We start from the raw sequence: 23,219 nt of genomic DNA, 5'->3' as shown, positions 1-23,219 counted from the left end.
TCTAGCGTCGGCAGGAACTTGGCTTGTCGGGAGGTCCGGTGACTGTAGGAACGCGCCCGAAAGCCCGGCGGACGGCGTCGCCCGCCATCCGGGGCGTCGGAGGCAACACATACCTGAGCGGGGCGGCCAGCGCCGCGCTGCGCCACGCCCTCGAGTCGCCGCGCCGCCCGGCACGCGTGCTCGCGGCCTTCCCCCTCGCCGTCTATCTCGAGGTCAGGAGCGAGACCGAGCCCCACGTCGTCACGCTCGTGACCGGAGAGGCCGTCCGCCTGCCCAACGCCGTCGTGGTCGCGGACCCGCTGGACGGCATCGCGGCGGGAGACGACGGCTGGGTCGGAGACGGGGCCGTCGAGATCGGCGGGCTGTCGATCCGGGTCCGCCGCTGGTGGGATCCCGCGCCGCCCCCCGGCCCCACCGACCTCGTACGGCTGTCGCGGTCGGCCGAGCGGCTCGGCGAGATCAGGCGGCGGACGCCGAGACGGCCGGGGCTGGATCCGGAGGGGGCTCCGAGCCTCCTGGAGGCCGGCTGCCGGGGCGGTTCCCTCGCCGACGCCATCATGGCGGCCGAGCGCCTGATCGGGCTGGGCCCCGGGCTGACGCCCAGTGGCGACGACATGCTCTCCGGCCTGCTGGTCGCCCTGCGGCATCTGGGGCAGGCGACCGGCACGCCGAGGGCCGTCTGGCTGGCCGACTGGCTGGCGGCGGCCGTCACCTACGACGCCCGCACCCGGACCACCCCGATCTCGGCGACGCTGCTCCACTGCGCCGCGAGGGGAGAGACGAGCCCCGAGGTCGTCGGGGTCCTGCGGGCCGTCGCGGGGCGGCAGCCGCTCGAACCAGCGGCTCACCGCCTGCTTCACCTGGGGCACACCTCGGGCGCCGACATCGCCTGGGGAATCCACATCGGCCTGTCCGCGGTCCTGTCCCACGCCGTCCGTTCCAACGGGGAGCCTTCTTGAGTGATCTGGTCGAAGTGCGTGCCGGGGTCTACCACGACTCAGTGAGCCTCATGCGCGTGAGTCAGGCCCTCACCGCTCGCACCGGCGTCGAGGTGGCCCTCGTGGCGATGGCGACCGAGCTCAACGTGGACCTGGCCCGCGACCTCGGCTTCGCCGTACCGGCGGCGACGGGAGGCGACCTGCTCGTCGCGATCAGGGCCTCCGGGGACGAGCAGCTCGAGAACGCGGCGGCCGAGCTCGACCGGCAGCTCGTGGCCGGGTCGCCGGGCGGCGGATCCCCGGCGCGCGACGCGCTGCCGCGCACCACCCGGTCGGCGAGCAGGGCCTGGGACGCGACGGTGGCCCTCGTGAGCGTCCCCGGCGAGCACGCCTTCGCGGAGGCCTGCGACGCCGTCGAGGCGGGACTGTCCGTCATGATCTTCAGCGACAACGTCCCGGTGGACCTGGAGATCCTCCTCAAGGACCGCGCCAGGGACAAGGGCGTGCTCGTCATGGGCCCCGACTGCGGCACCGCCGTGATCGGCGGGGCCGGTCTGGGTTTCGCCAACGTCCTGCGGCCCGGCCGGGTGGGTGTCGTGGCCGCGTCCGGCACCGGTGCGCAGCAGGTGACGAGCCTGCTCGACCTGGCCGGGGTCGGAGTCAGCCATCTCCTCGGGGTGGGCGGTCGCGACCTGTCCGCGCGGGTCGGCGGGCGCTCGACGACGCAGGCCCTGCTGGCCCTCGACGAGGACCCCGCGACCGAGCTGATCGTGCTGGTCTCCAAGCCTCCCGCCCCCGAGGTCGCGGCGGCCGTACAGGAGCTGAGCCTGTCCAAACCCGTCGTCCGCGCGCTCCTCGGGCCGGGGCAGGACGACCTGACGACGGCCGTGGAGAAGGTCCTGGGAGCCCTCGGTGTCCCGGTGCCCGAGTGGCCGTCGTGGGCGGCCGAGAGCCCGCCCGTCTCAGGAGGACCTCTGCGCGGCCTGTATTCCGGGGGCACGCTCTGCACCGAGGCCGCCCTCATCGCGGGCACCGGGGAGTTCACCGACTTCGGCGACGACGAGTACACACGGGGGCGCGCCCATCCCATGATCGACCCCGCTCTCCGTCTGGAGGCGCTCGCGGCGGTGGAGACGGGCGTCGTCCTGCTCGACGTGGTCCTCGGCCACGGCTCCGACCCCGATCCGTCGGCGTCGCTGGCGCCGGCCGTCGAGAAGGCCCGCGAGCGCGGCGTGGCCGTGGTGGTCGCGCTCGTCGGGACCGAGGGCGACCCACAGGGCCTGCGCTCCCAGGCCGCCCGCCTGAACGAGGCGGGAGCCGCCGTCTTCACGTCCAATGCGGCCGCCGCCCGCCACGCCCGCCTCCTGATCGGAGCCTCATGACCCTCTCGATGTTGCTCGGCGAGCCGCGCGTGATCACCGTCGGCGCGTCCGTGCTCGGCGAGGCCCTCGACCAGCAGGCGGTGCCGCGGACCCCGGTCGACTGGCGGCCGCCGCTGCCCGGCACGTCGGAGGCCCTGGCGCGCGTGCTGGCCGATCCGCGCCGGGAGCGCGCCAACGCGCTGGCCGTCGGCCGGCTGCTGTCGGCCCGTCCGCGACTCGTCGGCGTACGGCCGGCCCACGAGGTCCTCGGGCTGGAGCCCGGCACGTTCTTCCACGCCGGTCCGCCCGTCACCTGGGAGCGCGCCTCCGGCCCGATGCGCGGCGCCCTCATCGGGGCGATGTTGTTCGAGGGCCTGGCCTCCTCCCCCGAGGAGGCGGAGCGCAGGCTCGCCTCGGGCGACGGCATCACCCTCGACTCGTGTCACCATCACCGCACGGTCGGCCCGATGGCGGGGGTCGTCAGCCCGTCGATGTGGATGTTCGAGGTCGCCGACGCCGAGCACGGCGGCACCGCCTACTGCTCGCTCAACGAGGGCCTGGGCAAGGTGCTGCGGTACGGCGCCTACGGGACCGAGGTGGTCGAGCGGCTGCGCTGGATGGGCGAGGTGCTGGGGCCGGTCCTCCAGGCGACCCTCCGCCGCACCGGCCCGCTCGATCTGCGTTCGCTCATCGCCCAGGCCCTGCAGATGGGCGACGAGCTCCACAACCGGAACCGGGCGGCCACCTCGCTCCTGGTGCGCGAGCTCGCCCCGGCTGTCGTCGAGGCCGCGCCGGAACGGGCCGCGGAGGTCCTGCGTTTCGTCAATGGAAATGATCATTTCTTCTTGAACGCGGGAATGGCGGCGGCGAAAGTGAGCGCCGACGCGGCGCGGAACGTTCCGGGGTCGAGTCTCGTCGTCGCGATGGCACGAAATGGAACGGAATTCGGTATCCAGGTGTCCGGACTCGGCGATCGCTGGTTCACCGGCCCCGCCGGCGTTCCCGACGGCCTCTACCTCGGCGCGTACGGCCCCGAGGACGCCAATCCGGACATAGGTGACTCGACGATCACCGAGACGGCCGGGCTGGGAGGCTTCGCGATGGCGGCGGCGCCGGCCATCGTGCGGTTCGTCGGCGGCGACGTCGCGGACGCCGTGGCGGCCACGACCTCGATGTACGAGATCACACTGGCCGAGCACCCCGCCTACCAGATCCCGGGGCTGGGCTTCCGGGGGACGCCCGTGGGCATCGACGTCACCCTCGTCGCCAGGACCGGACTTCTGCCCGTGGTCAACACCGGCATCGCGGGCCGTGTGGCCGGAACCGGGCAGGTCGGAGCAGGTCTGGTGAGCCCGCCCGCCGAGGCCTTCACGGCGGCCCTGGAAGCCTTGACTCTTCCATGAATTCCCATTGGGGCGGGATTGACCCTAATATCGGTAGCCCAAACCTCACATATCCAGTGGAATTCGCTTGATCCAGTCGGGGGATCATGCGGATCGACCGATGAATTGGGGACCGTCCTATGTCGACCGATGGCCTGCTCGGTATGGTCCCCCCTTCACCCGAGGGTCAGGGGCCCATGGGAAACATCCCCACTGAGGCGACGCCGGACGGACAGGGACGGCTCGTCGGACGGCGCTACCGTCTGCTGTCCCCCGTCGGCCGCGGCGGCATGGGCATGGTCTGGCACGCCCACGACGTGCTCCTCGACCGCGACGTCGCCGTCAAGGAGCTGATCCTTCCGTACGGGCTCGACCAGTCGGCCACCCAGGTCGCCAACCGCCGGGTGCTTCGCGAGGCGCGCTCCGCCGCCCGGCTCAGCCACCCCGGGATCGTGACCGTTCACGACGTGGTCGAGGAGGACGGCCGGCCCTGGATCGTGATGGAGCTGGTCCGCGCGTGGTCCCTGGAGCAGGCCGTCCGCCAGAGCGGACCCCTCCCCGTGATCCAGGCGGCCGAGATCGGCATCCGGGTGCTCGACGCCATCCGGCACGCCCACGCCGCCGGGATCCTCCACCGCGACGTCAAGCCGGGCAACGTGCTCCTCACCGCCGACCGCGTCGTCCTGACCGACTTCGGGATCGCCGCCATCGAGGGCGACGTCACGATCACCCAGACCGGGCTGCTGATGGGCTCGCCGGCCTACATCCCGCCGGAGCGCCTGCAGGGCCGCCCCATCACCCACGCCGCCGACCTGTGGTCGTTCGGCGCCACCCTGTACGCGGCGGTCGAGGGCCGGCCGCCGTACGAGGGGGCCGACGCGGTCGCCGTCCTCGGCGCGGTGCTCACCCAGGAGCCGAACCGGCCGCAGCGGGCGGGCGCGCTGCTCCCCGTGATCGAGGGGCTGCTGCGCAAGAACCCGGCCGACCGCATCGCGGCCGCGCAGGTGGCCGAGATGCTGGAGCGGGTGCTGCACAGCAGCGGGGCCGGGCTGCCCGGCCGCGGCGTCTCCTCGCTGTCCATGCCGACGCCCCAGAACCCCACGCCCGCCGGGCTGCTGCCGCCCCTCGACCTCCCGTCGGGGCCGCTTCCCTCCCGCATCATCGAGACGCCGTCGGGCCCGGTCCGCGTGCCGTTCGCCCCCGAGGACATGCCCGGGTCCATGAGCGGCCCGCAGTCGTACGCCGCCTCGGGTCCCCACGCGACGCCGGCCTTCGACTCCCTGGCCTCGCCCTCGGGCTCGACACACGCGCCGGAGCGGTCGCGTGAGGCGATGTGGCCGACGCCCTCGCCCGACGACCTCCCGGGCGACCTCGCGGCCAGGCCGGGGCGCAACGGCACCGGCGAGCACCGGATGACCGGGCCCGCCCACCGCACGCCCGCCCCGGGACACTCCACCGGCCCGCACTCCACCGGCGGACATTCCACGGGCCCGCACTCAACCGGTCCGCACTCCACGGGTCCGCACTCGACCGGGGGACACTCCGTCACGGGCCCGCAGAGCGCCGGCCGCAGGCGCAGGGACGAGGACGGGCCGGGCGAGGAGCGCGAGTCCCGTCCGACCGTCCTGATCGCCGTGACGGCCGTGGCGGTGATCGGCCTGGTGGTCACCCTCCTGTTCGTCCTGCTGCCGGGCGGATCGGACGACTCCACGCCGGACGTCGCCCAGGGCGTGCCGTCCGTGAGCGGGCAGAAGGACCCGTCCGGCGGGTCCGACGTCCAGGTGCCCAAGGGCTTCACCCTGCACAGCGAGGACGGCGTGTCGGTCGCGGTGCCCAAGGAGTGGACGGTGGCCGATCAGGGCGGCACCGTGACCTACTCGGGCCCGCAGGACAGCGCCCAGCGGATCAGGATCCAGAAGATCAAGGACGGCAGCCTGACCGCGCTGCAGGCCGTCGAGCAGAACCTGAACGCCAAGGACTACCCCGACTACACGCAGGTCCAGCTCGGGAAGGTCGACTGGCGCTGGCCGGCGGCCGACTGGGAGTACACCTACACCAGCGCCGACCAGGTGACGGTCCACGCCGTCACCCGGTACGTGGACATCGAGGGCCAGGGTTACTCCATCACATTCTCCGCCCCCGACTACGACTGGGGAGAGTCGGCCGCGCCCGTCCGCCAGGCGCTCTGGAACACCTTCACCCCGGCCGCGTGACGGGCCCGGCCCGCCCGCGCGCCGGCCGTCACTTCGCGTCGGCGTAGCAGGCGACGGCGACCGCTTCCATCGGGAAGCGCACCGGGGTCCGCCCGAACAGGAGCCGGGTCGCCTCCTCCGCCGCCTGCCCGACCGCGGCGCGCACCTCGGACGCCAGGTCCTCCGGGCAGTGCACCATGACCTCGTCGTGCTGGAAGAAGACGAGCCTGGCCGGCTCGGGCAGCAGGCCGCGGAGCACGGCCATGAGCGTCAGTGCCCACTCCGCTGCCGTCGCCTGCACGACGAAGTTCCGGGTGAACCGGCCGCGGTCGCGCGCCGCCCTGGCGCCCTCAGGGCCGGAGACCAGCTCGCGCCACCGGGCGGAGGGCGGCGGGCTCGTGCGGCCGAGCCACGACCTGACCAGCCTCCCCTCCTCCCCCGCCCGCGCCGCGTCCTCCACGAACGCGTACGCCTGCGGGAAGCGCTGCCGCATGACGGCGAGGAGCTTGGGCGCGTCGCCGCTGGTGCCGCCGTACATCGCGGACAACATGGCGATCTTCGCGGAGTCGCGTTCGCCGCCGAACGCCTGGGCCAGGGCGGCGTACAGGTCGATCTCGCCGGCCGCCCGGGCGAGCCCGCCGTCGCCGGCCATGGCCGCCAGGACGCGCGGCTCCAGCTGGGCCGCGTCGGCCACCACCAGGGTCCAGCCGTCGTCGGCCACCACGACGCGGCGCATGACCTTGGGGATCTGCAGCGCTCCCCCGCCGCTCGTGGCCCATCGGCCGCTGACGACGCCGCCCACGACGTACTCCGAGTGGAACCGGTCGTCCCGCACCCACTGGTCGGCCCAGACCCAGCCGTGGAAGCTGTAGAGCCTGGCCAGCTCCTTGTAGGCGAGCAGCGGCCGCGTACCCGGATGCTCCACCTCCTTGATCACGCGTGACCGCGTGGAGGGGATCGCGATGCCCGCGCCCTTGTACGCCTTGACGATCTGCTGGGGGGAGTCGGGGTTCACCGGGTGGCCGAAGGCGGCCGAGACCTCGTCGGCGAGCGCCTGAAGCCTGGCGGGCCGCATCCCGTGCGCCGGGCGTGGCCCGAGCAGCTCCGTCAGCAGGGCGTCGTGGACGTCCCGCCGCCACGGCATGCCGTCGTGGGCCATCTCGGCGGCGATGAGCGCCCCCGCCGACTCGGCCGCCACGAGCAGGCGGAAGCGCCCGGGGTCGGGGGTCAGGGCGATGCGGCGCAGCTGGTCGTCGAGCACCTCGGCGACCATGTCGGCCTCCGCCACGTCGGGCCCGTCCTTCGCGGGTTCGAAGAGCGCGACCTGGGCCGCCTCCGCGAGCTCGTGGGTGTCCTGGGGTACTGGAAGGCCGTGGAGCCGCGCGTAGGCCGCAGCGGGCTGTCTGGGCTCGCCGTAGCGCCCGTCCGCCGCCAGCAGGAGGCCCTCGGTCAGCGTCACGTCGTGGCAGCGCGACAGCCGTACGCCTCCGGCCAGCAGAGCGGGGTAGACGCGGCGCGCGTCGGCCCACACCCAGCGCGGGCGAGCGGCCTCCAACTCCCGGACGGCCGGCGCCAGATCGGCGACCTTGGCGGTCTCCCGCCCGGCCTGGCGGATCGACCCGCCGCCGTCAGGGTCTGCCGCCACCACTACGTGCACGCCCCAAGACTGCCAGGCGGCACCGACATCGGTCAGAGAGGGATCTCGACCTCGTCCTCCAGCGGCGGGTCGATCTCCTGCGCCAGGCAGCCCGTCGCGGCGAAGCACCTGATCTTCAGCCGGTCGGCCGTGACCGACACGTGCAGGAAGCTCTTGAAGAACGGCGGGGTGTCCCAGTCGGACAACTCCGAGATCCACCGGTGGAAGACCCGCCCGACGGGCAGGCGGAAGGGCATCGGCCAGCCGCCGAGCAGGCGCGCGGCCCACCGCGTCCGCGCGGTGATCCGCGCGCCGGGGGTGGGCCGCGGCGGCGTGTTGCCCACCCGCCGCGACATGAGCTCGAGTCCCTGCTCGGGGGTGATGTAGAGCCAGCGCATCCGAAGGCGCCTGCTGTAGAGCAGGCTGTAGAACGACAACGAGTCGCCGCGGAGCGGATAGCACTTGAACTCGTCCTCGTGCACGCCTCCGACGTCGACCCGGGGGGTCGTGTGCGTCGCGTGCATGAACGCGCCCCCGCCTCCGGAGACGATGTACTGGATGGTCCGGCCGCCCACGTGGACGGGATAACGCTCGTAGTTGTGGACGTCCCCGCCGATCGCGGCCACGTAGTTGTTCGCCGGATCGCGCACGATGTCGTCGACCGTTCCCCCGCCCTCGATCGCGCAGGGGTGGTACTCGTTGCGCACGTAGATCGGCTTGCCGGTGATGAGGATCTTGGGCCGGGGGTCGGCGGAGACGCGGCGCAGCCACTCCCCCTGCTCGCGGTCGATGTCGCCCTTGATGCCCGTGTCGATCCCGACGACGACCAGCCTGCCGAGGTCCAGCATCCAGTACGGCGCGGGCAGCGTGGCCTGCTGCTCCGGGAGCGAGCGCATCTTCCGCACCTGCTCCAGGGCCGCCTCGTCGATGGCGTCCGGCTTCTTCCAGAACAGTCCGCGGACGCCCGAGGGCGACAGCCGGAAGCCCTGCTGCTGGACCTCGAGCGGCCGCGCGTCGCAGAAGACCCGCATGAAACCGCCGAGCCCGTCGTACCAGTCGTGGTTGCCGGGAACCGCGTAGATCGGGGCCGCGTAGTCCTGGTAGGGGCGGAAGAACTTGTCGCCGTACTCGTTGCCCGAGCCGGTGGGATAGATCACGTCGCTGGCCACCACGGCGAACGACGTGTCCTCCCCCAGCTTCAGCATCCCGGGGACCACCGCGTACTGGGAGGCGTCGCCCTCGCCGGTGTCACCCAGGACCAGGAACGAGAACTCCTCCCCCACCTCCTGCTTGATCCGGAGGTCGGGGTCGGCTCCGCGCTCCCGCTGCGCGGCCACCCACCGGCGCCTCACCTCGGGCGAGGGATCGCCGAAGAGCTGGGCGAGGATCTCGTTGCGGGACCGCCACAGGGTCGCGGGGCTCAGCCAGGTGAAGGTGTTCCTGCTCGGCCGCAACTTGTCGAAGGTGCCGATCCGCTGACAGTTCCACCCGGCCCCCTCCTCCGAGACCCGTGACGAGACCTGCTTGCCGCGCGCCGCCGCGGTACCGACATCCACCATGGGACAATCTTGACGCTTTCCCACCGAAGGGATCTACGGAATCATCACCCCCGGATTGAGCACGCCCGCCGGATCGAGCCTTTCCTTGACCGCGCGCAGGATCTCCGCGCCCAGTTCCCCGATCTCCGCCCCGAACGCCTCCCGGTGGTCGCGCCCGACGCCGTGGTGGTGGGTGATGGTCCCTCCGGCGCGCAGGATCGCCTCGCTCGCCGCCCCCTTGGCCGCCGCCCACTGGCCGATCGGATCCTCCGTCTGGGCGGTGACCACGGTGAAGTACAAGGAGGCGCCCGTGCCGTACACGTGCGAGACGTGGCACATCACCAGCGGCGAGCCGAGCGCGCCCGTGAGGGCCTGCCGTACGGACTCGTAGAGGCGCGGCACCGCGGACCAGAAGCAGGCCGTCTCCAGCGTCTCCACGGTCGCGCCCGCGGCGAGCAGCGAGTCCCGCAGGTACGGCGCGTCGAACCGGCCGTGCGCCCATTTCTCCCCGGGCTCGGGACCCAGGTGGACACCGCCCATGGCGGCCAGGACCGCCGCCGCGCGCTCCGCTCGGTACGACACGTCGTCGGGGGCGCCCTCGTACCCGGCGACGACGAGGCAGCCGGAGCCGCTCGGCGACGAGCCGAGCTCGCCGGGCTGGGCCAGGCCCACGAGGGTCTCGGTCTCGTCGGACAGCCGCAGGACCGTCGGCGTCGGACCGTCCTGCGCGAGCCTCCGGACGGCCGCCAGCCCGTCGGCGAACGTCGCGAACCGCCAGCCCTCGTAGACCCGCCGCTCGGGAGCCCGGCGGACGCGCAGCCTGAGCGAGGTGATCACCCCGAAGGCGCCTTCGGAACCGAGGATCACCTGCCGCAGGTCGGGCCCCGCCGCCGACCTGGGGGCGCGGCCGGTCTCCAGGGTGCCGCGCGGCGTCGCGACGGTCATCCCGACGACCATGTCGTCGAACCGGCCGTACCCGGCGGACGCCTGCCCGCTCGACCGGGCCGCGGCGAATCCGCCGAGCGTCGCGTACTCGTAGGACTGCGGGAAGTGGCCGAGCGTCAGTCCGTGGCCGGCGAGCAGTTCCTCCGCCTGCGGCGCCCGGAGGCCGGGCTCCATCTCGGCGACCATCGACTCGGCGTCCACCGAGACGAGCCTGTTCAGCCGGGACAGGTCGAGGGCCGCCACCCCGGCGAACCCCTCGCGGGAGGCGACCAGGCCGCCCACCACCGACGTCCCCCCGCCGAACGGCACCACGGCCACCCGGTGGTCGGCGCACACGCGCAACACGGCGGCCACCTCGTCGTGCGAGCCGGGCAGGACGACGGCGTCGGGGGCGTCGGAGCCGTCTCCCGCCCGCATCCTCAGCAGGTCGGGCGTGGACCTTCCGCGCGTGTGGCGGATGCGGGCGTCGTCGTCGGTGCGCACATGCTCGGCCCCCGTGATCGCCGCGAGCGCGGCCAGAGCGGGTGGCGGGAGGACCGGGGCCGCCAGTCGCACCTCGCCGAAGGTCGCGGCCGGTACGGCCGGCCCGCGTACGCCGAGGAAGTCGGCGAGCAGCCTGCGGACGGGTTCCGGCAACTCCGTCGCCTTGGCGGGGTCGCCCCAGCCGGACCACAGCATCGGTTCCGAGGGGATCGAAGGGGTCGAAGGGGTCTCCACGTCGTGCACGCCTCCAGATAGGTTACTCAAGGGTAATGCGCGGCCCAAGGAGCGGTATGGACACTTCGCTGAACGCCACCCGGCGGGCTCGCGAGCTCGCCGAACTCCGGGACGCCGTCGTCGACGTCCTCGTCGTCGGCCTCGGCGCCACAGGCGCGGGAGCGGCCCTCGACGCCGCGTCGCGCGGCCTGACGGTCGCCGCGATCGACGCGCACGACATCGCCTTCGGCACGTCCCGATGGAGCTCGAAACTCATCCACGGCGGGCTGCGCTACCTCGCGAAGGGCCAGGTGGGCGTCGCACACGAGAGCGCGGCCGAGCGCGGCGTGCTGCTGCGCCACACCGCCCCCCACCTGGTCCGCGCCCAGCCGTACCTGCTGCCGCTCACACCGGCGGTGCCGCCGGGGCAGGCGGCCGTCGTCATGGCCGGCTACCGGCTGGGCGACGCCCTGCGCGCCGCCGCCCGCACACCGCGCGCCGTCCTGCCCGGACCGTCGCGCGTACCCGCGGAGCGGGCGCTGGCCCTGGCGCCGCCGCTCAGCCCGCGCGGCCTGCGCGGCGCGCTGCTGTCTTGGGACGGGCGCGTCGTGGACGACGCGAGGCTCGTCCTCGCCGTCGCGCGTACCGCCGCGGGCCACGGCGCGCGGATCCTCACCAGGTGCCGCGCGCTCTCCCTCACCGGAGACGGAGCCCAGGTCCGCGACGAGCTGACCGGCGCCGAGTTCGGGATCAGGGCCCGCGCGGTGATCAACGCCTCTGGAGTGTGGGCCGGGGAGCTCGTGCCCTCGGTACGGCTCCGCCCCTCCCGCGGCACCCACCTCGTGCTCGGGCCTGACGTGCTCCCCGGGCTGCGCGCCGGGATGCACGTGCCGATCCCCGGCGAGCGGAACCGCTTCGTGCTCGTCCTCCCGCAGGCCGACGGGCGGGTCCACGTCGGCCTCACGGACGAGCCCGTCGACGGTCCCCTCCCCGACGTCCCGGAGGCGCCCGAGAGCGACGTGGCCTTCCTCCTGGACGTCCTGGGCTCCGTCCTGGCCGAGCCGGTCAGACGCGAGCAGGTGGCGGGCGCCTACGCGGGACTGCGCCCCCTGGTCGACTCGGGAGACGGCAGGACGGCCGACGTGTCCCGCAGGCACGCGGTGCTGCGGTCGCCCGACGGCGTGGTGACCGTGGTGGGCGGCAAGCTCACCACCTACCGCCGCATGGCCGAGGACGCCGTCGACGCCGCCTGCCCCGGCGCACCGGCGAGCCGTACAGCGCGGATGCCGCTGGTCGGCGCCCCCCGGCCGGGCGCATGGGTCTCCGGGCCCTCGTCCGACGGTGTTCCGGCCCGGCTGGCCGAGCGATACGGCACGGAGGCGGCCGCCGTTCAGGCGCTGGCGCGGGAGGATCGGTCGATGGCCGAGCCCGTCGCACTGGGCGTGACCCGGGCGGAGCTGGTGTGGGCGGTCAGGCACGAGGGCGCGCTCGACCCGGGCGACCTGCTCGACCGGCGTACTCGGATCGGACTGGTGGCCGCCGACCGCCAGGCGGCGCTTCCGGCGGCCGAGGCGGCACTCGCGGATTCATGGGACCCACCCGTCACACCGTTTGACTCGATTAGCTAAGGTAAGACTTACCTAATCGAGCGCGAGGGAGGCGGGCGACCCGATGGCCAACGGCTGCGAGCATTCCGCCGTATGCCACACCGATACGGCCCCCGTCCTCGCGAGCGCGACCGTCGGCGCGCGGTTCTGGCTGCTGATCGAGCACTCCGGGCCCTGGGCGGCCTATCTCGACGAGTCCACGCTGCCCGATCCGGTGCACGCGCTGATCGACCGGGCCATGTCGCTCGGCGTCCGGCCGCAGCTGATCCGGCGCCCCGGCCGCCGCACCGCCCGCACCGGCCCCGTGCACGTCTTCGTGGCCTCGTCCGCCGGCGCCGAACCGTGGCTCGCGGAGGGCTTCTTCGAGAACCCCGACGATCTTGACCTGGGCTCGCTCGTGCACGGAGTGGTTCCAGAGTCCTGCATACTGGTGAACGAGCCGATGTTCCTGGTCTGCACGCACGGCAAACGCAACGCCTGCTGCGCCCGACTCGGCCTTCCGCTGGCCCGGTTCCTGGATGAGAACCTGCCCGGAGGGGCCTGGGAGACCAGTCATGTTGGCGGCGATCGATACGCCGCTAACCTCGTATGCTTGCCACACGGGCTTTACTACGGCAGCATGTCTCAAGCTGCTGCGATCGCGGCGGCAAACGCGTACCGGCACGGCGAGGTCGTCCTCGACCGTTTCCGGGGGCGCGCGGGTATCCCTGAGCCATTGCAAGCCGCCGAGCATTTCGTCCGGTCCCACACGGGTGAGGTCTCGGTCGGCGGAGTGGCCGTGGAATCCTCCCGGTCGGAAAGCGACACCACGGTGTGCGTCGTGCGAAGCACGTCACAGCGGGGATCGTCGCGATTTCGGGTTGTGGTCGAACGTACGGTGTTCTCGGCGCCGTGCGGGATGACTTGCGCCGACGAGATCTCGACCTACAGGTTGGCCGAATTGAGGCAGCTCACTGCGGCTCTGACCTGAGGCCACCGCCCGGAACGGGAACATCACGGCCAGTCCTCGCGTTGGATACAGGGACGCCACAAGCGTCCAATGCGGCACGAACCCTTGAAATACCTCTCACCAAAGGTGGTTTCTCATGTCTCAGGTACGTCGGCAGCTCGCCCGCCCGCGCCCCAGTTGGGGATGGCAGGATGATGCCGCGTGCCGGGGAGAGGACCTTGTGCTGTTCTTCGGTCCTGACGGTGAGCGTCAGCCGGAGCGCGACATCCGTGAGCGCAAGGCCAAGGCCATCTGCGCTCAGTGTCCCGTGCGCGCCGAGTGCCTCGACTACGCCCTGTCCCGTCCCGAGAAGTACGGGACCTGGGGCGGACTGAACGAGGACGAGCGCGCCTCCGAGCGTCGTCGCCGTATGCGCCGCGCGGCGAGCGCCGGCATCAGCGCTGTCGCCTGAGCCGTCTTCCCCCTCCCCCGACACGCTTCAGCAGGCCTCCGGGTGTTCCGCCGACCCCTCCCCAGGGAACGCGGGACACCCTCAGGTCACAGCCGTTCCCTGAGCAGGTCGAGAACATCGTCGTCGGTCAGTTGGTCGAATGATTCGTACCACTGCCCGACCGCGCGGAAACCCCACGGAACCGCGAGAATCACGACATTGTCGGCTTCTTTCCGCATTCGCTCCACGGTATCCCCTGCCGCGACCGGAACCGCCAGTGTCGACGTGCCCCGCCCCTCCTGCCGCGTCCGTACGGCCCGCAGCGCCGCCGTCGCGGTTCCCCCGGTCGCCATCCCGTCGTCGACGACGATCACGTCCTTGCCGCGGAGATCGGGCGCGGGCCGCTCACCCCGGTAGACCTTCACCCGCCTGGCCAGCTCGAGCCGCTCCCGGTCCACGACCGGTGAGACGTCCTCCGGCTCGAGTCCGAGCTTCTCCAGCAGATCCTGATGGAACACCGGCTCTCCACCCTCGGCGATCGCACCGACGCCGAGCTCCGGCTGGCCGGGGCACCCGATCTTCCGGGTCACCAGCACGTCGAGGGGCGCGTCGAGCATGTCCGACACGGGCGCGGCCACCGCCACCCCGCCGCGCGGCAGGGCGAGCACCACCGGATCCCCCCGGCGCATGCCGTACAGAGCTTGGGCGAGAAGCGCTCCCGCCTGGGCCCTGTCCGTGAACGGCAGCCGCACCCGTATCGGGTTCATAATTTCCTCATACCCGACAAATCACGCCAGGCACATTTAGGGACGGGCCCGCCCTGACCGGCGCATCTCCTTGTGGAGGATCTTCCACTTGCGGGTCTCCTCACTCTGGAGACGGGCGTCGGACCGACGGGCCATCCAGGCGGCCTCACGCTGGAGCTTGTGCCAGCTCTCCAGCCGCCTCAGGGCCAGCTCCCCCGACTCGACCGCCTCCTGTACGGCACAGCCGGGCTCGTCGCCGTGGGCGCAGTCGGAGAAGCGGCACTGCTCGGCCAGCTCCTCGATGTCGGAGAAGACGAGGTCCACCCCGTCGCTCATCTCGTACAGGCCGACCCGGCGGATGCCGGGAGTGTCGATGATGAGCCCGCCGCCGGGCAGCGGGATGAGCTCCCGATGGACGGTCGTATGCCTGCCCCGGCCGTCGGCCGCCCTGACCTGCTGGGTCTCCATCACATCGCCATGGGCGAGCGCGTTGACCAGGGTGGACTTGCCCGCCCCCGAGGGACCGAGCACCACCGCCGTCCTGGAGCCGGCGAGGTGGGCGCGGACGAGGTCCACGCCGTCGCCCGTCAGCGAGCTGACCGGGTGGACGTCCACCCCCGGTGCCGAGGCGGCGACGTCGGCGAGCAGGTCGTCGAGTCCCATCTCGAACAGGTCGGTCTTGGTGATCAGGACGACGGGCGTGCCGCCGCTCTCCCAGGCCAGCGCCACGAGGCGCTCGATCCTGCCGAGATCGGCGAAATCGGTGGAGTGCATCGACGGCTCGGCGACGAACACGACGTCCACGTTGGCCGCCAGGACCTGGCCCTGGCCGTCACCGGAAAGGCCGCCTCTGGACGTACGGCTCACGCCGCCCCGCACGAAGGCCGAAGTACGGGGAAGCACCTCGTCGAGCTCGTAGCGGCCCTCAGGAAGCCGCCGGAGGGCCACCCAGTCGCCCACACAGGGAAGGGCGATCGGATCGGCCGCGGAGGCCCTGCGGACGTGTGAGCCGTACCGGGCGTGATGCGTGCCGTCGGCGGCGATGACCTCGGCGGCGCCACGATCCACCCGGGCCACCCGGGCGGGAACGGTGCCCGCGGGAAGCTCGGAGTAACGGTCGTCCTGCCAGCCGAGAAGTGAAAGATCGGACAACATCGGTGAAGACACCCTTCGGAGACGGGTGCCTCAGCGAGAACTAGGCGGGCACCCGGAGGTTGATGGACGGCATGCTCGTCAGAAAGACCCGCATGATCCTCACCTCCCAAAAGCTCCGCGGCCGCGTCCGAAGCGGCGTTGCCCAAACCCTACGGAGGCCCACACCCCCTCCGCAACCCACTTTTCCCCGCACCCCCTTGCGCGTGATCATGCACAAGTTCGGGGAAATGCGCTCCCCCTGCAGCGGTTCCCGCCGTGATCATGCACGAGTTCGGCGAGAGCATGATCACGGCGGGAAGGGGCGCAGGTCCGAGGGTCCTTCCTCGAACCTGCGCATGATCACACCAGAGCTCCGGTCGACCCAAGCCGGGGTCGGCCCGAGTGCTGTCAGGAGAGGCCGGGGGCGGGGAACTGGGCCGTGAGGTCGCTGACCTCCTGGTGGACCCGAGCGATCACGTCCTCGGCATCCCCCTTGGCCACGGCCGTGACGACCTCGTCGATCCAGGCGCCGATCTGGCGCATCTCCGCCTCGCCCATGCCCCGCGACGTCACCGACGGCGTTCCGATCCGGATGCCGGACGGGTCGAACGGCTTACGCGGGTCGAAGGGCACCGTGTTGTAGTTCGTCTCCAGCCCGGCCCGGTCGAGAGCCTTGGCGGCGGGCTTGCCGCCGATCCCCTTGGGCGTGAGGTCCATCAGGATCAGGTGGTTGTCGGTGCCGCCGGAGACGAGGTCGAATCCCCTGCCCGCCAGCTCGTCGGCGAGCGCCTGGGCGTTCTTCACGACCTGTGCGGCGTAGGCCTTGAAGTCCGGCTGGGCGGCCTCGTGCAGGGCCACCGCGATGGCGGCCGTCGTGTGGTTGTGCGGCCCGCCCTGCAGGCCCGGGAAGACGGCCTTGTTGAGCGCTGTCGCGTGCTCGTCCGAGGTCGCCATCAGCATGGCGCCGCGCGGGCCGCGAAGGGTCTTGTGCGTCGTCGTGGAGATCACGTCGGCGTGGCCGACCGGCGAGGGGTGGGCGCCGCCCGCGACGAGGCCGGCGATGTGCGCGATGTCGGCCGCGAGGACCGCCCCGACCTCACGTGCGATCTCGGCGAACGCCGGGAAGTCGATCGTGCGCGGGATCGCGGTGCCGCCGCAGAAGATCAGCTTGGGCCGGTGCTCCAGAGCCAGCTCGCGGACCTCGTCCATGTCGATGCGGCCGGTGTCCTTGCGCACGCCGTACCGGGCGGCGTTGAACCACTTGCCGGTGGCCGAGACCGACCAGCCGTGGGTGAGGTGGCCGCCGAACGGGAGGCCCATGCCCAGCACGGTGTCGCCGGGGTTCAGGAACGCCAGGTAGATCGCCAGGTTCGCGGGCGACCCCGAGTACGGCTGGACGTTGGCGTGGTTCACCCCGAACAGCGACTTGGCCCGTTCCACGGCGAGGGTCTCGATCTGGTCGATGACCTGCTGGCCCTCGTAGTAGCGCTTGCCCGCGTAGCCCTCGGAGTACTTGTTCGTGAGAACCGTGCCCGTGGCCTCGAGAACGGCCTTGGAGACGTAGTTCTCGGACGCGATGAGCTTGACCGTGTCGGCCTGCCGCCGCTCCTCTGCCGCGATGAGTCGGGCGAGCTCGGGATCGACGGAGTTCAGCGAGTTCCCAGCCATGGCGCTTCCTTGTCCGTAGTCGGCGGTGACGGCGGCCCAGGCGCACGGCCTCCGCGAGAATGCTCCCCGGTGGTAACCCCACCTTCGACGCGGCCCATCAGGGACACGTCAGCGCCAGTCGCGACTTCCCTACTTTATCGGGACCGGTCCGGTACGGCTCACCCTTCCGAGATGGGGACGCCGGGGATGAGGCCGAATCCGGGGATGTCGACGCCGACCGTCTCCACGCTCTCAGGCACGTCGGAATAGCTCGCGTAGACGGGCAGGGTGTCCCCGGACTTCAGCCACTGCTTGGGCATCGAGGTGCACAGGCAGTCGCCGTCCTTGCTCGCCGGGGAGAACTTCGATCCGCTGGGCGAGTCGATGAGGCTGACTCCGGAGGCCGTGTCGCCGAACAGGTCCGACGGCCACCACTGCTTGGCGCCGCTCACCTTGACCGAGAACCGGATGCTCACGGAGGTCCCCTGCCGCGTCGCCGCGTCGACGGTGGCCGTGAGGGGGATGCCGCTGATCTGCAGGTCACGGGTCGCCAGTGGACCACTGGGCTTCTCCTTCTCGCCCAAGCCGAACGGGCGGAACACGATGACGGCCACGACCACCGCCGCGACGGCGACCGCTCCCGCGACGACGGCCTGCAGCCGGCGGCGTGACACGGTCGCGGTCCGTGACGTCTGCCCGGCCACGTCCCCGGCGGGAGCGCTCACCGTGCCGGTCCCGTCCGAATCCGGGCCGGTCCCGTCCGAACCCGGGCTGGTCCACGCCTCGCTCACGATCCGGGTGGCGGCCTCGACGGCCACCTCCTCCCGGCCGAGAAGGCGGTCGAGGAGTTCCTGAGCCGTCGGCCTCCGCTCGGGGTCCTTGTCGAGGGCCCCCTCGACGAGTGGCCGCAGGCGCTCGTCCAGCCCTCGGAGGTCGGGCACGTGGTGTGCGACCCGGAAGAGCACCTCGGGTGTGGTCCCGCGCCCGAACGGCGACCGCCCGGTGCCCGCGTACCCGACCACGCATCCCCACGCGAAGACGTCGGCCGCGGCGGTGACCAACTCGCCCCGCGCCTGCTCTGGGGACATGTAGCTCGGTGTTCCGATCACCGTTCCGGTCTGCTCGGCCAGCGTGTCCGCGAGCTGGGCGATGCCGAAGTCGATCACCCGGGGGCCGACCGGCGCCAGCAGGATGTTGGACGGCTTGAGATCGCGGTGGACCACCCCCGCCCGGTGGATGGCCGTCAGCGCCGTCGCCACGCCCACCGCGAGGGCGTCGAGGTTCGAGCCGCTCATGGGCCCCTGGGCCTCCACCACCGACGACAGGTCGGGCCCTTCGACGTACTCCGTGACCAGGTAGGCCTGATCGTCCTCCAGGCCGGCGTCCAGGAGCGGTGCCGTACAGAACCGGGCGACCCGCTTGGCCGCCTCGGCCTCCTTGCGGAACCTGCGACGGAACTCTTCCTGCGCGGCCAACTCGGGGCGCATCACCTTGACGGCGACCGGCCGTCCCGCGGCGTCATGAGCGAGGTAGACGATCCCCATTCCGCCTTCGCCGAGCCGACGGACCGGGACGTACGGACCGATCGTCCTGCGGGCGACCGGCGTCGTGTCCTCTGCGGATGGCTGCGCGTTCATCGCAGCCATCATTACGGATCACCCGTTGTTTCGCGACAAATCAGGCCACGTCGTGATCGGCCGAACGTTCAGCCGGCCTGCTCGTGACGGGCCGTGCCGTTCAGGGGCCACAGCCGGTCCACTTCGGCGTTCAGCGTGGCGCCGATCAGTACGGCCAGAGCGGTGATGTACAGCCACAACAGCACCGCGATCGGGGCGGCCAGCGATCCGTAGATCGACAGCGGCGTGAACCAGGCGGCCAGCACCTCGCGGAGGACGGTCGCGCAGAGGATCCAGATGATCAGAGCGAGGACGGCCCCCGGCGTCTCACGCCACCAGCGGGTCCGCCGCGGAATGCTCACGTGGTAGAGCAACGTGAGCATCAGGACCGATCCGAGGATCACCACCGGCCAGTAGAAGAGCGAGACCAGCACGCCGTACCGGCTCAGGGCGTTGGACAGCAGCGTGGGCCCGATCACCAGGGTGGGCATGATGACGAGGCCGATCAGGAGCGCGGCCACGTACAGGCCGAACGACATGACCCGGGTGCGGATGATCCCGCGCGTCTCCCCCAGGCCGTACGCGATGGAGATCAGGTCGACGTACACGAACAGCGCGCGGGACCCCGACCACAGCGAGAGCAGGAAGCCGACGGAGATGAGCGACACCTGCCCGCCGGTCAGCACGTCGTTGAGCAGGGGCGTGACGACCCGGTCCACGGTGTTGCTGGTGAACAGCAGTTCGGCCTGCTCCACGACCCACTGCTTGATCTCCAGGACGGTGGACTCCCCGAGCATCCCGCTCAGGTGGCCCATGACGCCGAGCAGCCCCAGGACGAACGGCGGCAGCGACAGCAGCGCGAAGAAGGCCGCCTCGCCCGCGAGGCCGGTCACGCGGTAGTTGACCCCCGCCATGGTGGTCGCCTTCACCAGCGCCCAGCCGCTGGTGTCGCGGACCCAGCTCATGCGGGCACGCGCCCGCGCCATCGCGAGGCGTGAGACATGCCTGGGCCTGCGCGTCGAAGCGTCCGTGGACGTCATGGCACCCAACCGTATACACACAGTGATGGTGTCCGCGGCTCAGCGTGATCTTTCATACGAACACCGGCTGTTAGATCTGACCACTACCCGCATTCGGCGCGAATACCGCCACCCGGCTCGGCCCGGACCGCGACGCCGTCGTCAGGCCAAGGATAGGGGGTCATACCGGGCGTCTCGCCAGTGCCGGGCTCTTCCCGGGGCTCCGGCCCCCGCCGGGCGGCCCGGCGAACGCCTGCGCGATCTTCAGCCACGCCGTCGCCGTCGCACCCGCGGCCTCGAGAGCGGTGTCGTCGAGATGACAGCGCTGAGTGACCAGCAGGCAGAAGTCGAGGGCGGGTCCGCGTAGGACGTCATGGGCGCCCTCCGGCCCCGCGGTCCACGGGCTGCCGTCGGGCAGGGTCAGCTCGACGCGCACCGGGTCCGCGGGCAGCGGGAGGCCGCGCACCGCGAAGCCGTACGGCAGGGCGCGCACGCCCAGGCTCGCCACATGCCGCAGCCGGACGCTCGGCACACGGACGATCCCGAGCGCGTCGGCCACGTCCTGGCCGTGCGCCCACGTCTCCATGAGGCGCGCCGTGGCGGACGACGCCGCCGACATGTCGGGCCCGTACCAGGGCACCCGCAGCCGGGGGTCGGTCCGCTCGAGCTCCCCGATCATGCGGGCGCGGGCCGTGACGAACCCGTCCATCAGCTCGCGGGGGCTCCGGCGGTCGGCGTGGGCCAGTTCGTCGACGAAACTCTCCCCTTTGGCGACCAGGCGGTCCCTGGCGGCGCGGAACCCGTCGGGGTCGGTCAGTGCGCTGGTCGCCGCTTCGTCGAACCACGCCAGATGGCTGATCTGGTCCCGTACGGCCCAGCCGGCCGCCGGGGTCGGCAGGTCCCAGCCTGCGGCGTCGAGGTTCTCGACCATCTCGGTGAGGTCGGCCGTCTCGGCTCGGAGGTCGGCGACGAGTTCGGCCATGAGCCCGGATCCTGTGACACCCATCACATCTCCCGTGACGCACCCGCCGGCGACAGGCGGCTCACGCCAGCGTAACCGGCGGAGAACAATGAAGACATGATCTGCGAAGCGTGCAAGGACCGCAGGCATGACGACTGCCGGGGCGGGTCGTGGTGCGACTGCCAGCATCAGCTGCCGCCCGACGGCCGGCGGACCGAGCCACCGGAGAACTGGGTCAGTCAGGGGTGACGACCCGTCTCGCCTGGAGAAATGAACGAAAGATTACAGTCCCGCATCGTGGACACGAACTTGGACATCTGGGATCTCCGAGGTATCGTCTAGGACATGCCAGCGGACCCATTGCTCGTCGTGCGACGTCACGTCGACCTTCTGCGTGTCCGTAGTGCCATCTGTATCGACGCCGGCTGACCGCTCCCACTGTTGACCCGGGGCGCATGGCAGGCGTCTTTTTCATGCCCTCACACTCGATGACGAGGTGAGAGGCCGCCTGTCCCCGCGCGTCCCCGGACCGTAGTCCGATCCTTCAGACCGATCACTCGGAAAAGGACGTGCCCATGAGCACCCCGGCCCGCCCGGCGAACCGCCACCACAAACGCCCACGCGGCGAGGGACAGTGGGCTCTCGGTTACCGAGAGCCGCTGAACAAGAACGAGGAGAACAAGAAGAACGACGACGGGCTCAACGTCCGTCAGCGGATCATCGACGTCTACTCGAAGCGTGGTTTCGACTCGATCGACCCGGCCGACCTCCGGGGGCGGTTCCGCTGGTTCGGCCTGTACACGCAGCGCCGGCCCGGGATCGACGGCGGCAAGACGGCCATCCTCGAGCCTGAGGAGCTCGACGACCGCTACTTCATGCTCCGCGTCCGGATCGACGGCGGCCAGCTCAGCCTGGAGCAGCTTCGGGTGATCGCCGACATCTCCAACGAGTACGGCAGGGGCACGGCCGACATCACCGACCGGCAGAACATCCAGCTCCACTGGATCGAGGTCGAGGCCGTCCCCGACATCTGGGAGCGGCTGGAGGCCGTCGGCCTGTCCACGATGGAGGCCTGCGGCGACACGCCCCGAGTCATCCTGGGCTGCCCGCTCGCCGGGATCGACGCCGACGAGGTCATCGACGGCACCGCCCAGATCCACGAGATCAACGAGCGCTACATCGGCAGCCCGGAGTTCTCCAACCTCCCCCGGAAGTTCAAGTCGGCGATCAGCGGCTGCTCGGCGCACTGCACCGTCCACGAGATCAACGACATCGCCTTCGTCGGCGTCGTGAACGATCAGGGCGAGCAGGGCTTCGACGTCTGGGTGGGCGGCGGCCTGTCGACCAACCCGATGTTCGCCAAGCGTCTCGGCGCGTTCGTCCGGCCCGAGCAGGTCCACGAGGTCTGGGCGGGGATCTGCGGCATCTTCCGCGACTACGGCTACCGCCGCCTGCGGCACAGGGCGCGGATCAAGTTCCTCGTCAGCGACTGGGGCGCGGAGAAGTTCCGCAAGGTCCTCGAGACCGAGTACCTCTCCTACGAGCTGCCCGACGGCCCCGCGCCCGAGGTGCCTCGGGGCGGCCGCCGCGACCACGTCGGCGTTCACCCGCAGCGCGACGGCAACTTCTACGTCGGGTTCGCCCCCAAGGTGGGCCGGGTCGACGGCGACAAGCTGCACCAGATCGCCGACATCGCCGAGCGCCACGGCTCGACCCGGGTGCGCACGACGGTCGAGCAGAAGATGGTCATCCTCGACGTCGCGCCCGACCAGGTGGAGTCGATCGTCAAGGAGCTCGAGGCGGCCGACCTCCAGGTCAACCCCTCGACCTTCCGCCGCCAGACCATGGCGTGCACGGGGATCGAGTTCTGCAAGCTGGCGATCGTCGAGACCAAGGCCACGGCCTCCGACCTGATCGACGAGCTGGAGAGGCGGCTCCCGGACTTCGCCGAGCCGCTGACCATCAACGTCAACGGCTGCCCGAACTCCTGCGCCCGCATCCAGGTCGCCGACATCGGGCTCAAGGGCCAGCTGGTCACCAACGACAAGGGCGAGCAGGTCGAGGGCTTCCAGGTGCACCTGGGCGGCTCGGTGGGCCTCAACCCCAACTTCGGGCGGAAGGTCCGCGGGCTCAAGGCGACGGCCGAGGAGCTGCCCGACTACGTCGAGCGCGTCGTCCGGAACTTCGAGAAGCAGAAGAACGAGGGCGAGACCTTCAGCGAGTGGGTCCAGCGCGCGGACGAGGCCGACCTCAAATGAGCGAGAGAGCGGCGCCGTTCTACTGCCCGTACTGCGGCGAGGAGGACCTCGAGCCGTATGTCACCGAGGAGGAGAGCTACGGGTGGTACTGCCGCTCCTGTGCCCGGGCCTTCCGGGTGAAGTTCCTCGGGCTGGGCGTCCGTTCGTGACGAGCCCAAAAACGA

19 protein-coding genes and 1 riboswitch are annotated in these 23,219 nt (G+C 71.5%); of the genes, 10 read left to right on the top strand and 9 right to left on the bottom strand.

All coding sequences use genetic code 11. The features are described from left to right. Positions 1–38 precede the first annotated feature (38 nt). The 4 genes from Pph01_RS16910 to Pph01_RS16895 all read left to right on the top strand — a co-directional run bounded on the left by Pph01_RS16910 (position 39) and on the right by Pph01_RS16895 (position 5,894). Positions 39–959 carry an oxamate carbamoyltransferase subunit AllH family protein gene (locus Pph01_RS16910; RefSeq protein WP_204074028.1) on the top strand — a complete coding sequence of 307 codons (921 nt, stop codon included), beginning with the start codon at positions 39–41 and terminating at the stop codon, positions 957–959. Continuing rightward, positions 956–2,320 (top strand): AllF/FdrA family protein, encoded by a 1,365-nt coding sequence (locus tag Pph01_RS16905; RefSeq protein WP_239116759.1) that lies wholly within the window; start codon positions 956–958, stop codon positions 2,318–2,320. The genes Pph01_RS16910 and Pph01_RS16905 overlap by 4 nt, the downstream gene beginning before the upstream one ends. Beyond that, the gene (locus Pph01_RS16900) at positions 2,317–3,702 is read left to right on the top strand and encodes a YlbE family protein (RefSeq protein WP_204074027.1); all 1,386 of its coding nucleotides are present in this window, start codon (positions 2,317–2,319) and stop codon (positions 3,700–3,702) included. Before Pph01_RS16905 ends, Pph01_RS16900 begins: the two co-directional genes overlap by 4 nt. Positions 3,703–3,878: 176 nt before the next feature. Continuing rightward, positions 3,879–5,894: a serine/threonine-protein kinase gene (locus tag Pph01_RS16895; RefSeq protein ID WP_204074026.1), complete on the top strand. Its 2,016-nt coding sequence runs from the start codon at positions 3,879–3,881 to the stop codon at positions 5,892–5,894. A gap of 28 nt (positions 5,895–5,922) precedes the next feature. On the opposite strand, the gene Pph01_RS16890 is transcribed toward Pph01_RS16895, so the two are convergent. Genes Pph01_RS16890 through Pph01_RS16880 form a run of 3 tightly spaced genes read right to left on the bottom strand, consistent with a single transcriptional unit; the run spans position 5,923 to position 10,670 of the window. Then, the gene (locus Pph01_RS16890; protein ID WP_204074025.1) at positions 5,923–7,530 is read right to left on the bottom strand and encodes a bifunctional 3'-5' exonuclease/DNA polymerase; all 1,608 of its coding nucleotides are present in this window, start codon (positions 7,528–7,530) and stop codon (positions 5,923–5,925) included. Positions 7,531–7,562: 32 nt separating this feature from the next. Next, a complete protein-coding gene (locus Pph01_RS16885; protein WP_204074024.1) occupies positions 7,563–9,068 on the bottom strand; it encodes a metallophosphoesterase family protein in 1,506 nt (501 codons plus the stop codon). Positions 9,069–9,101: 33 nt separating this feature from the next. Continuing rightward, positions 9,102–10,670, bottom strand: a complete 1,569-nt coding sequence (locus Pph01_RS16880) for an FAD-binding oxidoreductase (RefSeq protein WP_204074124.1) — start codon at positions 10,668–10,670, stop codon at positions 9,102–9,104. 95 nt (positions 10,671–10,765) lie between these two features. On the opposite strand from Pph01_RS16880, the gene Pph01_RS16875 reads away from it, so the two are divergent. The 3 genes from Pph01_RS16875 (at position 10,766) to Pph01_RS16865 (ending at position 13,695) form a co-directional block, all read left to right on the top strand. Beyond that, on the top strand, positions 10,766–12,316 hold the full coding sequence (locus tag Pph01_RS16875) for a glycerol-3-phosphate dehydrogenase/oxidase (protein WP_204074023.1): 1,551 nt from the start codon (positions 10,766–10,768) through the stop codon (positions 12,314–12,316). A 43-nt stretch (positions 12,317–12,359) separates the two neighbouring features. Next, positions 12,360–13,265 carry a ferredoxin family protein gene (locus Pph01_RS16870; RefSeq protein WP_204074022.1) on the top strand — a complete coding sequence of 302 codons (906 nt, stop codon included), beginning with the start codon at positions 12,360–12,362 and terminating at the stop codon, positions 13,263–13,265. A 115-nt stretch (positions 13,266–13,380) separates the two neighbouring features. Continuing rightward, positions 13,381–13,695 carry a WhiB family transcriptional regulator gene (locus Pph01_RS16865; RefSeq protein WP_076434697.1) on the top strand — a complete coding sequence of 105 codons (315 nt, stop codon included), beginning with the start codon at positions 13,381–13,383 and terminating at the stop codon, positions 13,693–13,695. Positions 13,696–13,781: 86 nt separating this feature from the next. On the opposite strand, the gene Pph01_RS16860 is transcribed toward Pph01_RS16865, so the two are convergent. From Pph01_RS16860 to Pph01_RS16835, 6 genes are all read right to left on the bottom strand, one after another. Beyond that, positions 13,782–14,441, bottom strand: coding sequence for a phosphoribosyltransferase (locus Pph01_RS16860; RefSeq protein ID WP_204074021.1), 660 nt, complete (start codon positions 14,439–14,441; stop codon positions 13,782–13,784). Positions 14,442–14,477: 36 nt separating this feature from the next. Further along, a complete protein-coding gene (gene rsgA / locus Pph01_RS16855; RefSeq protein ID WP_204074020.1) occupies positions 14,478–15,575 on the bottom strand; it encodes a ribosome small subunit-dependent GTPase A in 1,098 nt (365 codons plus the stop codon). Between the two features lie 387 nt (positions 15,576–15,962). Beyond that, a complete protein-coding gene (gene glyA / locus Pph01_RS16850; protein WP_204074019.1) occupies positions 15,963–17,222 on the bottom strand; it encodes a serine hydroxymethyltransferase in 1,260 nt (419 codons plus the stop codon). A gap of 27 nt (positions 17,223–17,249) precedes the next feature. Next, a riboswitch (ZMP/ZTP riboswitch) is annotated at positions 17,250–17,354 on the bottom strand. A gap of 26 nt (positions 17,355–17,380) precedes the next feature. After that, a complete protein-coding gene (locus Pph01_RS16845; protein ID WP_204074018.1) occupies positions 17,381–18,838 on the bottom strand; it encodes a serine/threonine-protein kinase in 1,458 nt (485 codons plus the stop codon). 68 nt (positions 18,839–18,906) lie between these two features. Beyond that, on the bottom strand, positions 18,907–19,857 hold the full coding sequence (locus Pph01_RS16840; RefSeq protein ID WP_239116758.1) for a YihY/virulence factor BrkB family protein: 951 nt from the start codon (positions 19,855–19,857) through the stop codon (positions 18,907–18,909). Between the two features lie 160 nt (positions 19,858–20,017). Beyond that, positions 20,018–20,842, bottom strand: coding sequence for a TIGR03084 family metal-binding protein (locus tag Pph01_RS16835; RefSeq protein WP_239116757.1), 825 nt, complete (start codon positions 20,840–20,842; stop codon positions 20,018–20,020). Between the two features lie 300 nt (positions 20,843–21,142). Between Pph01_RS16835 and Pph01_RS43705 the strand changes: the two genes are divergently transcribed. From Pph01_RS43705 to Pph01_RS16825, 3 genes are all read left to right on the top strand, one after another. After that, complete coding sequence (locus Pph01_RS43705; RefSeq protein ID WP_357054749.1) at positions 21,143–21,226, top strand: putative leader peptide; 84 nt, start codon at positions 21,143–21,145, stop codon at positions 21,224–21,226. A gap of 146 nt (positions 21,227–21,372) precedes the next feature. Then, complete coding sequence (locus tag Pph01_RS16830; protein ID WP_204074017.1) at positions 21,373–23,055, top strand: nitrite/sulfite reductase; 1,683 nt, start codon at positions 21,373–21,375, stop codon at positions 23,053–23,055. Next, positions 23,052–23,204: a DpnI domain-containing protein gene (locus Pph01_RS16825; protein ID WP_203883160.1), complete on the top strand. Its 153-nt coding sequence runs from the start codon at positions 23,052–23,054 to the stop codon at positions 23,202–23,204. Before Pph01_RS16830 ends, Pph01_RS16825 begins: the two co-directional genes overlap by 4 nt. Positions 23,205–23,219 lie beyond the last annotated feature (15 nt).

This window comes from Planotetraspora phitsanulokensis, assembly GCF_016863295.1.
Classification (GTDB): domain Bacteria; phylum Actinomycetota; class Actinomycetes; order Streptosporangiales; family Streptosporangiaceae; genus Planotetraspora; species Planotetraspora phitsanulokensis.
Note: the sequence above shows the minus strand (reverse complement) of the source record. Positions and strands in the feature narration are given on the sequence as shown.